This window comes from Bradyrhizobium valentinum (assembly GCF_001440405.1).
In the GTDB taxonomy this organism is placed as follows: Bacteria; Pseudomonadota; Alphaproteobacteria; order Rhizobiales; family Xanthobacteraceae; genus Bradyrhizobium; species Bradyrhizobium valentinum.
On record NZ_LLXX01000182.1, the window covers coordinates 57,998 to 72,324 of the forward strand.

The 14,327-nt window shown below is 62.4% G+C and carries 6 protein-coding genes; all 6 read right to left on the bottom strand.

The features are described from left to right. Window positions 1–63: 63 nt before the first annotated feature. A complete protein-coding gene (locus tag CP49_RS33475; RefSeq protein WP_057854391.1) occupies window positions 64–10,014 on the bottom strand; it encodes a choice-of-anchor I family protein in 9,951 nt (3,316 codons plus the stop codon). Between the two features lie 265 nt (window positions 10,015–10,279). Then, window positions 10,280–10,801: a zinc-ribbon domain-containing protein gene (locus tag CP49_RS33480; protein ID WP_057854392.1), complete on the bottom strand. Its 522-nt coding sequence runs from the start codon at window positions 10,799–10,801 to the stop codon at window positions 10,280–10,282. Window positions 10,802–10,875: 74 nt separating this feature from the next. Further along, window positions 10,876–11,235: a YybH family protein gene (locus CP49_RS33485; protein WP_057854393.1), complete on the bottom strand. Its 360-nt coding sequence runs from the start codon at window positions 11,233–11,235 to the stop codon at window positions 10,876–10,878. A 17-nt stretch (window positions 11,236–11,252) separates the two neighbouring features. Next, a complete protein-coding gene (locus tag CP49_RS33490) occupies window positions 11,253–12,161 on the bottom strand; it encodes a hypothetical protein (RefSeq protein ID WP_057854394.1) in 909 nt (302 codons plus the stop codon). Continuing rightward, the gene (locus CP49_RS33495) at window positions 12,158–13,870 is read right to left on the bottom strand and encodes a radical SAM/SPASM domain-containing protein (RefSeq protein WP_057854395.1); all 1,713 of its coding nucleotides are present in this window, start codon (window positions 13,868–13,870) and stop codon (window positions 12,158–12,160) included. The genes CP49_RS33490 and CP49_RS33495 overlap by 4 nt, the downstream gene beginning before the upstream one ends. A gap of 17 nt (window positions 13,871–13,887) precedes the next feature. After that, window positions 13,888–14,327 (bottom strand): hypothetical protein (locus CP49_RS33500; RefSeq protein ID WP_057854396.1); only part of this gene is annotated, 440 nt, incomplete at its 5' end.

A 14,327-nucleotide genomic window follows, 5' to 3' on the forward strand; every position in this document is an offset into this window, starting at 1 on the left:
ATCTGACAATACAAAATGGGGGCGCGTGCGCCCCCATTTAAAGGATCAATCCCGCGATGGACGTCAGGCGAAGCGGAAGTCGTCCACCGTGAGCGTGGCCTTGTTGACCCCGACGAGCGTGATGCTGGACCCGTCGCTGTACTCGATCTCCGTACCGATCTGGGTGTTCGATACCGCGCCCGACTGCATCAGCGCATTAAAATCGGCAAATGCAGCGGCATCGAGCTGAATGACGTCATCCGAGCCGGCACCAGACTGGAAGTCGAACACGAGATCGCGTCCGTCCCCTCGCTGGAACACGAAGGTATCGTTACCCTGACCGCCGTAGAGCTGATCATTGCCCCGGCCGCCGGCCAGCGTATCGTTTCCGTTCTCACCGAACAGGATATCCCGGCCGGCTTCACCACGCAGGATGTCCTTACCAGCGCCGCCAAACACGAAATCATTACCGGTCCCAGCATTGACGACGTCATCGCCGCCTTGGGCGAAGACAAAATCAGTCGAGCCACCTGCGTTGACGAGATCGACCCCTTCGGTACCAAATAGCAGGTTGCTACCGTTTGTGCCGTTGATCACGTTGGCGTCGGTCTCGCCAGTGACGGTCAGCGTGAAGTTTCCAGTCGATGCAGCGTTGGCGGCATCTCGCGCCGTGTAGCTGATCGAGACGGTGGCGCTTTCGCCCGTATTCAAGCCGTCGAACAGGTTGCCCGGAGTAAACTGTAGCTGGCCGCTTTGGTTGATCGTGAACGCGGACTGCGCGTTCGCGTTGCTCAGATTGATGCCAGATACCCCCGTCACCTCAAAGGCGGTCAAGGTTGGCGGTACACCATCCTCGACGTCGGAGTCGTTCGCCGTGAGGGCGAAGGCCTTCGACTGATTCTCGCCGACGGTCGCGACGTCATCCACCGTGACCGGCGCGTCGTTCACCGGGGCGACCGTCACGTTCACTACGGCGTCAACCGGCGGCGCAATGCCGTCGCTGACCTTGATGATGAAACTGTCGCTGCCGTTGAAATTAAGATCCGGCGTGTAGATGTACTGGCCCTGCGCATTGACGCTGACCGTGCCGTGCTGGGCAGTACCAGCCTGGTAGCTCAGCGCGTTGCCGTCCACATCGCTTGCGACGATCTGGCCGACCAGTTGGGTGTCCTCGTTCGTGTTCGCGGCAACCGGCGAGGTCGCCGTCGGCGCGTCGTTCACCGGTGCAACCGTCATGTTCACCACCACGTCAACCGGCGGCGCAATTCCGTCGCTGACCTTGATGATGAAGCTGTCGCTGCCATTGAAGTTCAGAGCCGGCGTGTAGGTGTACTGGCCCTGCGCATTGACGCTGACCGTGCCGTGCTGGGCGGCAGTACCGACCGCATAGCTCAGCGTGTCGCCTTCGGCGTCGGTCACTGCGATCTGGCCAACGAGCTGAGTATCCTCGTTGGTCTGAACCGCAACCGGCGTGGTCGGTACCGGCGCATCGTTCACGGCTGTCACCGTGAAACTGACCTTGCCAATGTCCGAACCGCCGTTACCGTCGCTGAGGGTGTATTCGAACGAAGCGGCCCCGTTGAAGTTGGCGGCCGGCGTGAACCGGATGCCACCGACTACGATTTCGGCCGTGCCGCCCACGATATTGGCGAGAGCCGTGATGGAGAGCGCGTCAAGATCGGCGTCGGTATCGTTGCCGAGGATATCGGCGAGCGGGATGACGAACGCTGCCGCATCTTCCGCAACGGTTGCTGCCGTGTCGTCGACTGCCAACGGCCCGCGATTCACGATCGCGCCGTTGATGCCGCTCCGATCGAGTTCCTGACCGTTGGCGAAGGTCACCTTCTCGACGCCGCCGCCTACGCGCTGATCCTTCAACGTGATCACGCTGCCGTTGGACAGCTCGATCCGGGTGTCGTTACCAAACCGGCGGAACGTGACGTCCGCAGCATTGATGTCAACCAGCGCCAGCGTATCGGTATCGGCTGGGGTATTGGCCGCTTCGGTAATGATGTCGGAGCCGTCGCCCAGCTTGTAGGCATAAGCATCCGAACCCGCGCCGCCGTTGACATTATCGTTGCCAATGCCGCCGGCCAGCATGTCGTTGCCGTCATTGCCGCGAAGACGATCGTCGCCGGCACCGCCCAGCACGGTATCATTACCCGCATCGCCGAAGACGAAATCATTGCCCTCGCCGCCCTCGAGACGGTCATTGCCGTCGCCACCTTCGATGACGTCGTCACCGCCGCCGCCCAGCACGAGATCGTCGCCGCCAAGGCTACGAACGCGATCGTCACCGTTCTTGGCAAAGATCGAGTCTTTTGCGGTGGTACCGGAGAGGTCATCCTCACCGTCGGTTCCCATGATCGGCAGAACGGTGTCGTTGCCGCCGTTTGCAACCAGATTCTGGATGCGCTGATCCTGGGCCGGATCCGTATCTGCCTGCCCGAACGGGGTATCCGAGAAATTCGCCGCGAGATATTCGGCCAATGCGTCCTGCTCGAAGCCGTCGTCGGTGAACCTGCCGGCGCCAGTGCGGGCCGCTACGTCGTCTGCCGGCAGATTATCCGGAGACAGGTCGACGCGATTGGCAAACGCCGGGTTGGCCGCGATGTACTCGGCAAACCGGAAGCCGTCGGGCCGGTTGAACCCGCCCGGAGCGTTGGGATTTGCCCCACCGATCAGGAAACTCAGCGTCACCATGCGGATCGCCGCCGGCGCATCCGCAACCACTTCGCCGTCGGCGACAATAACCGCGATCACATGCTCATTTTCATCGACCAGCGTGACCGAGCGAACCCGATCCCCCGCAGCGCGCGTCAGATCATAGCTGAACCGGAGGCCGCCGACCTGGGCGAAGATGCCGCCCGGATTGGAAACACCGTTTTCAAGAGCCTCAAGCAGTTGCTGCGGCGTCAATGTGACAAGGCTGAGCGCGTTGTTGAAGCGCAGCGAGTTCTCGATGTCGAGCTGGCTGACCTCGCCCGCTTCCTTGCCGACTTCCGGATTCGCAGCCGGCGGCAGTTCCGCGCCGTCGCCCTCGGAGCTGATCGACCCAATCGAGTCGCGGATGCCGCCGCCGTTCTTGATCGAGATCTGAACGGTGTCGTCATAGCCGGACTTGGCGTACCACAGGTTGGCATCGGCGGAGAGGTTACCGAGATTGGTTTCCTGCGAGCGCACCTCGCCACGTCGGCCTTCAAGGTATACATCGGTGCGGCCGAAGGTAACGGCATCCTTCTGGGTGATGATGCCGTCGATCACGGTTGTGATATCGCGCACTGTGTCACCACGCGAGCCCTCGGCGAACGGATCGATGCCGGAGCCTTCATAAACACGGGCCAGGCCTGCATCGTCAGTGGCATAGGCGCCATTGATGCTCGGATCGAGGCTGGCGGGAATGATGTCGCCGTTGGCATCGAACTCGAGCACCAGCCGGCCGACATACTTGTAGTTGCCGTCGGTGTTGACGAGAACCGTGTTCTTGCCTTCCGCGTTGGTGATGATCTGGGCGTATTCGCCTTCGCTGACATCGCCCGGACGGAGAACGTCGTTGCTGTCGGAGAGCAGCGTGTTCGAGCCGCCGCCGATCACAACGTCGACGCCCTTGAGGAAGGTGATGAGCTTCTGCTCGTTCTTCAGCTCCTGCAACTGCGAAACGATTATGACCTTGTTCACGCCTTGGGCGATGACGGCATCGATCGCCGGCTGGATAATCGCTGCAAGCGCGATGAAGTCGGCGTCGGTTTCCAGTGTGCGCGGCCCGACGATCCGGACTCCGCCCGGCGTCGTGATGTCTTCGAACACCGGCGTGGTGACGCCGACAACGCCGATCTTCTCGCCGTTTTCCTCTAGAATGGTAGACGGCGCGATCCGGCGGCCGCCGCTTGCGCCGACACCAAACGTCGCTTCAGTCAGCGGCGTGGTCTGGGCATTGGGCGCCAGGTCCGGCTCGCCGGCGAAGTTCAGGTTGGCGGCGAGATAGGCAAATTGGGTTCCTTCGTAGCCGCTCAGCGGGCCAGCCCCATCGGGATCGGCGGCGGGGCGGATGAGATTCTGCACATCGCGCGGACCCGGATCGAACTCGTGGTTGCCGATGACGGACGCCTCGATTCCGATCGAGTTCAGGATGCGGATATCGGCCCGGCCGATGCTCGGCGGGAAGAACGACGCCAGCGCCGGATCACTGGCTGCATTGAAGAACGGGCTCGGAATGTAATTGTCGCCCGACGCCAGCGTGATCGAGTTGGCAAACGTATCCTCGAGCCGGTCCACGATGGCTGCGAAGCGCGGCGCATCGTCGATCGCCTTCAGGCCTGCCTCGAAATCCGACGCGTGAAGGATCTGCAGCTTGTAGGTCAGCGGCGCCGCGACGGTGAAGTCGAGATCGTTCTGCGCGAGGCCAGTGAAAGCGTTGCCGGCGACGTCGGTGATCACGCCCGACGCCAGCGTGACATCATAGGTCGCACCGGCAGCCAGATCGGCCGTCGGATTGATGGTGACGGTGTTGCCGGAGACGGTGACCTGCGACGCATCGCCAATCGCAATCGTCCGCGTGTCTCCCGCACCGTTGCTGATGACGATGCTTCCGGTACCCGCCGCGACGGCTTCGTCGAAGGTGAGCACGATGTTGTTTCCAGCCGCGACCGCAGTCGCATTGTCCGCCGGCGTCGCAGCGGTGAGCACGGGCCCCGTTGCATCGGTCAACTCAGCGGCCGTGAGCGTCCGATCCGCAAACTCGAACCGTTCGACATTCGAGACGGTGTCAATACCGTCCGATGAGCCAGTGCGGTTATCGGTGATGACGAACGAGCCACCCTGCACAGTGACCGTGTAGTTGCTGCGCGCACCAGTGAACACTGCGACGTCGCCCGCCGCTCCGTTGCTGCCACCGTTAATGGCATCATTGCCGCTGCCACCGGCAATGCGATCATCGCCGCCAAGGCCATCGATCGTGTCGTTGCCGGCGAGGCTCCCGCGCACGCCGAACTTCGCCGTATACGCGGCCTGGTCGAACACGTCATTGCCTGAGGTTGCGATCGCAGCCGAACGGGACATCACGAGCGACGACACCGACGGATCGTGATCGGAGAGCTGGTCGATGAACTCCGAATTGATGTGCACGATGTCGAACTGAGCGCTGTCAAACAGGTTGTTCGAAACCAGGATGTGATCCAGCGCCTGCGCATTGCCGTCGAAATTGTAGGAATACCGCTCGTTTTCCGGGAGTTTGCTGATCAGCTCCGAAAGCACTGCGGTGCCGGGCGCGAAGATGCTGGGAGTCCCGTCCGGGCTCGCGGTGGTGCGAGTGAGCTGTCCCGTGATGAGATCGACCACCGGGAAGAACTGAAAGTCGTTCAGATCACCCAACACGACAATACGGTCGTCGGTCGCCGACGCGTTGGTCAGCAGCCCATCGACGAACGCGTTGATCGTTTCGGCCTGCCCTTCACGCTCGTTCGAAGTGCCGGTCTGTTGCGCGGATCCGTTGATCGGGTCGGCGTAAAGCGGCAGGTCCAGCAACGTGGTGTAAAGCGGCGCTGAACCGCCCTTCGAGGAGAGATGGTTGTTGACGGTCCAGAATGTGCCGCCCTGATCGTCGGTGTACCCCACGGGCGACCATTCCATCGGCAGCGACTTACGCGTGGCGGTGAAGTCGGTATTGCCCTGCCCGATCTGGTTGGCGCTCGCGAACTGCTGAACCTTCACGCCATCAGCGTCGCTGACAATATCCGTCAGGCCGTTGCGCGCAGTCGGCGAAACCGCCTCCGGATTGTACAGGTAGGCAACTCGCTGATTGCCGTTCGGGATACCCCCGATGTTGTCGATCGGCGGTGAGTCAATAGCGACATAGCGCGGTCCACCGGCAGCGACAATGGCATCGATGAGCTGCGACAAGGTCTGCGAAGCGCTTGTGGTGCTCGAGCTGGTGGCGCCGTCATTGTCCAGCACCTCCTGGAGCGCAATGATCTCGGGCGCCTTGAGGTTGCCGACGATAGCGTCTGCAAGACCGGCGAACTTGCTTGCCGGCGTCGCCACACCGTCCACCGGCTGGCCAACCGGCGCCAGGTTTTCCACGTTGAAGGTCGCAACGCGAATCCGGTCCAGGTTCTCCACGATGGTTGTGGTTTCCTTTTGCAGGTTCGCGGCCGTCACCGGACCATAGGCCTCGGTCGTGTTGATCTCGTACTGGCCGTTTGCGTAGTTGACGACGCCGGTTACATCGCCCAGGCGGTCACCGGTCTGAAGGCCGGTGGGCAGCGCCACGCCTGCCTCGTCGTCCAGTTGAATTCGCTCTGGATTGAAGTCGAACACCTTGTCGGCAGGCTGCGTCGTTCCGGGCGTGGTGTCGCTGATGGTCAGGCCGCCACGCGAATTGCTTGAGGGGTTGGCACCGACGTTCGGGGTGACGAACTGCTCGTCAAAATTCGAGTGGAAGGGACTGGTGACGCGCACATCTTCAAGCGTGACGCGCATACCTTCCAGGGATTCCCAGAAATCCGATCCTTGATTGACCGGATCGTAGGTACCCGCTGGGGGAGCGATATCGACATCATCGTCACCGAGCGACACCAGGGCCGGCTTACGCTCAAGGCCGGTTGTGAGGTTATCGACATCGCCCACGCGGACGGCTGTCGGCAGTGCATTGCCGGTCGACAGCACGCTCGTCGTGCCAGCCACCGGATTGAGCTGCGTCACCGAAAGCTGGTTCGTGCCGGCGAACTCGCTGACGGTTGCGGTCAATTGCACTTCCGCACCAACAACGATGCCGCTTGGGATCGTGACGTTGGCACCCGTACCCAGGAAAACGAAGACAGCATCCGAGGTCCGGTAGTCGCCGTCGCCGACCGCATCCTGAATATAATAGCCGACCGGGTTGTTGCCGCCATTCTCCGTGCCGGACGCGTCAATAGCAGTGACGATGCCGCGGACGGTCACCTGCTGGCCCACGAATTCCGAGCGGTGTCCGGCGCCCTGGACGTCGTAGATATGCGCCACATCGTCGTTCTGGATCGTGCCGGTCGCGATCGCCTGGGTGGCGCTTACCGCGGCGGTAACGCCCGCTTGCGTCGTCGTCGCGCTGGTGATGGTGGCCGTGAAGTTCTCGCTCGCTTCGAATGCGGTATCGCCGGCTACGTTGATCGTGACCGTCGCCGACGCCTGACCGGCCGGAATGGTGACCGTGACGTTGCTCGGCAGGTTCATGACACCCGCGAAATCCTGCGCGTTGGCGCCGTTGCTCGCACCCGCCGCCAACTGCAGTGTCACATCGACCGCGCCGATGGTGCCATTGGTGCGCTCGATAGTGAAGGTGAACGCAGTGGTGCCGGTGTCGCCTTCCACCTGCGACACGCTGGTCGAGGACGAGGCGATCCGGATTTCCTGGCTGTAGTTCTGCGGCAGGACCGCATCGACGGTCAGCCCTGCGCCCGCAAACCCGGCGCTCGAGTTGCCTTCGTTCGCGGTAAGCAGGAGCGCCGTGCCAGTCGGAGAATCCGCGGCGCTGATGAACTTCGTCATTTCGGGCGCATTACCCTCGCCAGCCAACGGAGGCCGGTAGCCGACGTAAGACGCATTGGCCGGATCGGTGATATCATAGACCATGACACCACCAACGCGCTCGAGGCCGACGAAGGCGTAAGTACGCCCATTGATGACGCCGATATCGACGCCCTCCGGCTCCGGACCCTTGTTGTCAGAACGATTGTCGACGGCGCCGCCTTCAGCCGTGTCGATGTTGAAGCGCGTCGCAAAATCGCGTGCAATGATCGCCTCGAACTCACCGCCGGTCTCGCGAACCTTGGTGATAGTGCCGTCGGCATTCTGCTTGAAGATCGAAATGCCACGGCCGCCGTATGCGAAGACCTGGTCGACGTCGCCGTCACCGTCGGTGTCGCCGAGGTCGGAACGGACACGAAGCCGACCAAGGCCGGTGGTATTGTCCTGGAGTGCCGCCGCATTCGGATAGGCTGTCGGATCAAGCGTCACGCCTGCGAGATTGGACTCGTCATCAAGTCCCACCCGCGCATCGCCCTCGTTGGCAGTAACGAAATAGGTCTCGCCCCCGACCGCAAAGCTCGCGATCGCGTCAGGCTGAAGCAGGCCGACCACGTCGGCATTCTGGATGTTGATCCCGCCACGGTCGATACCGTCGAAGGCGTTGCCGACCAGGTTGCGATCGATGCCGCCGAGCGGCAGAATCGCCAGCGGCTTGGTCGCGCCAGCGTCGGTGAGATCGATCACGGCGACTGCGTTGACCTCCTGCAACGTCACATAGGCGCGGGTTCCATCCGGCGATACCGTGATGTATTCCGGTTCGATGTCCGCGGATGCAGACTGGCCGTTGAGCAGCGCAACGCCTGCCTGCTTCAGCACCGCCTCGAACCCGTCGAGGCCTTCGAACGAAATCGTGTTGGACACGGTTGCGTTGGCGGCGCCACCCGAAAGATTGATGATGGACACGCTGCCTTCCGGGTTTACGAGCTGCGACCCGCCGCCGGGGAGCGTGATCGACACAGGCTCGGCTTCGTTCGCTACCAGCAACTTGGATCCATCGGCGTTAAACACGATCTGGTCGGGGCCGGTACCCACTTCCACGGTGTTGATGAGCGCGCCGTTTGCGCCGAACAATGCGACAGAGCCGTTAGTGCCCGGCAGATCGCTGGCATAGACCACGGCGAGAACACCGTTCTTGACCGCGACCGAGTTTGCCCCGCCAAACCCGTCAAGGACGGTCAAGTCGATCGAGGAAACGAGGCTCACCGTGCCGCTTGCGCTGATGGCCACAATGTCGATCGTGTTGCCCACGGTATTGAGCACATAGGCGCGACCGGTTGAAGGATCGAACGAGACGACTTCGGCATTGGTGCCGGCGGCCGGCGTGAAATTGTCGAGCCGCACGAGCTGAACTGGGTTGGTTGCGTTCGGCGTCGTGGCCGACCCCTGCAGCGACGGCGCCTGGTCCAGGATCGTGATGCCACCGATCACATTGCCTGTGGGCGCGTCGTCGTTCTGAATCGTACCGATTGCGGTGGTCTGGGCGCCGAGCGAGGTGGAAACCGCCGCGTTGTTGTTGGTCGCCGTCTGCAACGTCAGCGTAAAGCTCTCGTCAGGCTCGATCGTGGTGTCGCCATTGATCTGGACGATCACGGTTGCCGAAGCCTGGCCGGCGGGTATCGTCCCGCTGAACGTAAACGGGACAGCCGCAGCCCCATTGAAATCAGCGGCATTTGCCGCTGCCGAGGTCAGTTGGCCGCTAAAGCTGACATCACCGGTCGTGCCGCCGGTGCGCTGCACAGTGAAAGTGAAGGCCGTCGTTCCGGTGTTTCCTTCCACATGGGTCGAGACAGAACCGGTGGCGAAGGCGACCGTCTGCGGCGGCGTGCCGACCTCGGTGGTGAAACTCACCGGAGAGAACGGAATGTTGCCTAGACTATCGTCGCCGCTGTTGTTCAGCTGGGTGAAATTTGCCGGATTGTTGATGATTGGCAGATAGTCGGCAAAGCTCGCCTGGTTGTTGCGCAAACCGTTGAAGACGGCGAGATCGATGCCGCCAGTCAACTGAAGTGCCGTTGTACCGGCTGCAAGCCCGGTATTTGTAAGAAGTCCTGTAGTCGTAGCATCGGTGAACCCGTTGCTGGCGACGGCAGCGAGAAATACTGTCGGCAGATTTGGCGTGGCGGCAGGCGCGAGATAAGCGTAAACGGTCTCGCCTCCATTGGAGAACCCGCGGTTGGAGCTGCCGCTCACCGTTACCGTGCCGACGGTGCCGAGATCGGAGCGGTTGGTCGAAATCGGATTGCTGGCGTTGTTCGTGAAGTTGTCGATGCTGATTACGGTGCCGGCTTCGACGTCTGCGGTCGCAGTCCAGCGCGTATAGCTTTCACCCGTGTTGAAGGCCGAACCATCCCACTCGTTGTCGGAGAAGTAGATTGCGGTTCCTGCAGCAATTGGCTCCAGCACAACAAACGCGATGTTGTCCTGACCGTCCGCGTTGAAACCGACGAAAGCAATCGAACCCGGACCGAGAGCCATTTATGATCTCCATTGCAAAAAAGACAAAGACCTGCCGCTGCGGCACGAGCGGCTCGCGCAGCATTGAAAAGAGGGGACGTGTGACGTCAGCGGCGGGAATATAGACTGGCGAAAATTACAGCGAGGTGACGGTTTATTAACCATTGTGCATTGTCCAATGGAGACCTCTGGCGGCGTGTCTGCCGAGGCGTACCGCTGAGATCCTTGAAGAAATCTGTCAGCTCGCTCGCGAGCAGATGCCCGCTGGTGTTCGCGAGTGCACGACCTAGCTCGATCCTCGGCCGAACGGAGCGCTGAGGAAGCGGAGCATATTGGGATCGTTCTGCAGGGTGTGAGCGCCGATCCCGAGCCCTCCGAGCGCGTAGACGCCGATCGCGATGCCGCCCAGAGCCCAATAGCCTGTTGCGATTCCGCCCGCGCCCAGTCCCAGCCCCAGCGCCATTCCACCTGCGCATACGAGGCCGAGGCTGATGCCGCCGAATGCCGCAAGACCCATCGCGACGCCGCCGAATGCGACGAAGCCGATGGCGATATTGCCCACCGCAATGATGCCGCGGGCAGGCTTGAAGCCGATAAGCCATGTCGGGCCGAAGATGACGTGGACGAGCGGCAGGCCGAACAGAATGATCTGAGACTTGTACTCGTAGAAGTAAGGTGGCCGCCCCGCCCACTCCCCGCTCGCAGCTACTGTGGGACCGCGTTCCTGCAACAGCCTGCCGCATCCGGGGCAGGCCGTCGCCTGGTTGCTGATCTCCCGGCCGCAATCCGGGCACCGCATCAAAGTCATTCCGGGATCTCCCTGGATATCGCCCCTGACTCCTGAATGTGGAGGCCCGCCCCGTCGCTCAAATCGGACCTGGATCAGTTCCACATGTGGACGGCGATGAGGCGGCCTGTACTCCCGTGCGCGAGCAGGTTCATCCAGTTGCCCTTGTAGAGCTGCAGACCGCCTGCATCGGGTCCCCGAAGTTCCCATCGGCCCGACACGACCAGAGACGCGTCCTTTGCGAACACATCACCAACCTCTACGGCATAATCGCGAAAACCTTGTGCGCGGATGTCGGCGAAGAACATGCAGATCGCTTCTGCGCCGACCAGGGTTGATCGCCCGGGCGGCACGATCCGTGCATCCGCGGTGTAGAAGCGGGCCAGATCGGCGACCCTTCCTGCGTTGAATGTCTGGGCCCATTCATCGACAAGTGCCTGTGCCTCTCGCTGCATATCCGACGATTTCCCCTTCAACTGGATGCGAAGTCGTTATGTGCGGCGGCCCGCTGTCGTGCTGTCCCAAGCAGCGGCCAGAACACCCAATCCTCAAGCGGACAGAGGGACACGGCCGACTCGTCCGCGCCGATCGGCCGGATGCGCAGGCTGTCCGTCGACGGGTAGTCGAGCACGATGCGCGGCGCCCCGAGTCGACGGGCAAAGCTCTGCGAGCCGGAGAGCGTTTCGACCTGAAGCGCCGGCCCCGGCCCATGGGTGAGCAGAAGACGCGATCGGCCCCGCTCTTTCCGCGCCGCGTGTGGGAACGCCTCCGGTGGCATGTCGGTCAGATAGTAGATGACGGTGTCCGGCGTCGTAAGGCGCCCGAGGCGCGCGAACCAGTTTCCCTGGAGCGGAAGCAGCACCAAAGCGACGCCGTGCGCCCGGCGCAGCAGGTCGGCAATAATGCGCAGCCGGGGCTCCGGCCGCTGGCCCTGGTGCAAAAGGACCACCTGGCTGAACTTCCGGTTCTTGCCAAGGAATGCCGCAAGCTGAAACAGCACGGAGAAGACGCAGACATGGTGGATCGTGTCGATCCAGAGCGGACCGGAGCAGTCGAGCCCGCCCGCCTCGCGAACGTGGAGCGTGTTCTCCACCGCCCCTAGATATCTCATCGCCTGATCCGTCGACATGTTTTGCATCACGATCGGCTCAAAGGCGAAATCAATAATGTTCAGCGCGGCTTTCCGATTGACCGCGTCAGACACGGTCACGCCGCTGCGCGCGCGCAAAAGCAGGTGGTCGAGGCGTCCCCCGTCAACCTGCGCGATCAGGCGGTCGCGCACGTGGCGGCTCTCTTTGCTGGCGGCAAAGCTGTTGGAGACAAGGCTGTCGAACCTGTCGGCGGTCAGATCGAAGGCGCTGGCCGGAGGGATCGCGTTCACGGCTCTGTGCTTTGCAGCGCCCGGTCTGCCTCGGTCGGCGCGTGCGAAGGCACAGCCTCCAGCGCCGGTTCGCCGGCAAAGAGCATCGCGCTGTCGATCTGCCGTCCGTGCAGCACGCTGACCTTATCCAGCACGCGCGCTTGCGCTGCCTGCAGCGTATCAAGCGAATGACGCTCGCCGGATTGCTTGGCTTCGACGGTTGCTTCCTCAGGGACCCATTTGTCGGCCGAGACCACCCCGAGATCCTTGGCGCGACTGAAGATGTATTCGGCCGTGTTCCATTTCCAGCTTGGGCAGGGCAGCGCCGCTTCGGCCGGATTGCTGTAGATGAAACGATGTGCGCAGAAGCCGCCGCACATCGGCAAGATCTTGCACGAAGCGCAGACCGGATTGTCGAATGGCGTCCATTGCGACCACAGGCTGGCGTTGACGCTGGCGTGCAGCTTGTCCGGCTCGAAGATGCTGCCCGTCCGCTTGCTGGGATCGTGCGCCGTCTCCCAGCACTTATGCACGACCCCCTCGCCCGACACGACATAGCCGCCATGCGAGGCCGCCACGCACATTCCGGCGAAGCCGTTCGACGGCGCCTGGATGGATGCGAAGCCGAGACGTCTCGCGCGCTCCTCCAGGGCGAGGACCTTGCGGTTGAATTCCGCGCGGGAGAGCCTCTCCTCGTAGGCGCTCCCGCTCTCCGGCGTCGAAGCCTCGATGGGTGCGAAGTAGACGCTGAAGTTGCCGCGCCTGGTGAAGTTACGCTCGACGAAACAATCGAGCATGGCGTCCACATTGTCGACGTTGCTCTGACCGACATTGACACGCGCATTGATCGAGATCGCAGTCTGGTCCAGCGCCTCGGCGATATTGTCGAGGATGCGGTCGAAGGTGCCATGACCTGACGTCAGGGGCCGCATCTTGTCGTGCGTCCCGCGATCGCCGTCGACGGTCACTTGCACCCAGCGGACTCTGCGGGTGTAGAGCTGAGCTGCCATTTCGCCGTTCAGGAACCAGGCGTTGGAGACGATTCCGGCGCTGTAGGCGATCTTGTGCTTGTCGCAGTAGGAAATCAGCAGGTCTGACAGGCGAAAGATCGAATCCTTGCCCATCAGGGGCTCGCCGCCGTACCAGACGACACTCAGCGACTTGAGGTCCTTTTTCGCCTTGACGAAATCGACGATGGCGTTCTGCACATCAGGCTTCATCTTCGTGGTCGGCTTGTTCAGGCCCTGGAAGCAGTATCCGCAGGCGAAATTGCAGGCCATGGTCGGCGCGATCGTGAGCGTGAGGCTGCCTTTAGCGCCCCGTGTCGCTTCGTAGCTGTCGCGCACGACGGCAATCTCGTCGACCATCGCGCCCACGACGTGGCCGCCACCGACGAGTGCTTCGAGCAACAGTCGGTCGCTGACCTGACCGCCTGAGAAGGCCGATCGTTCGGCGAGCTCCCGATAGATCTGGGCCTCGCCATCGGACAGCAGGATGAGCGACCGTGTCCGTGAATTGAAAAGCAGCGCGGCGCCATCGGCAAGCCTGACCGGAATGTCGTAGCGCGAGACCTTGTAGCGGCTCGCCGCCGCCTCCCGCTGGCGGCCATGAACGGTCGACAGCGCCTGCCGGGCCGCCACCTCAAGTGCGTCGGCCCGCGCGGAATCCTGCGCCATCAACGCGACCTGTTGCTCGCCGTCCTGGGAAACCTGACATTCGAAATCTGGCATGAACTGTCCCGTCCTGCTTAGCGCGTCCGCGACGGGGCGGATCGTGCCGCCGCGATGTGCGCCAGTGTCGTTTCCGCCAGATCGGCAATCATGTCGTTCCACAAAGCGAGAAACACGTCAGCTCGGACCGAGGCATCAGCGATGGCGGCGCCGGAGGCCTCATCGAGCGGCAACCCGGTCAGCGTGACCACGCGCCTGTTGACGGCCATGGTGGTGAAATCTCCATGGCGGCCTGCTCCAGTCACGCGCAGAGCGAAGCGGCCGCCCAGCGCCTCCAGGTGGCGTACGTCGTAGAGCTGCGGCAGCAATCCGAGCATGAGATTGCGGAAGAACGCGAAGTTTCCTGCCGCTCCAGCCGAGCTACGCCATGCTCCTTCCAGCAGCACCTCCGATGTAAGCCGCACGCCTGCCATGAAGCTCGCGAGCGCGATCGGGCTCGACGCATAGCGGCGGCCCG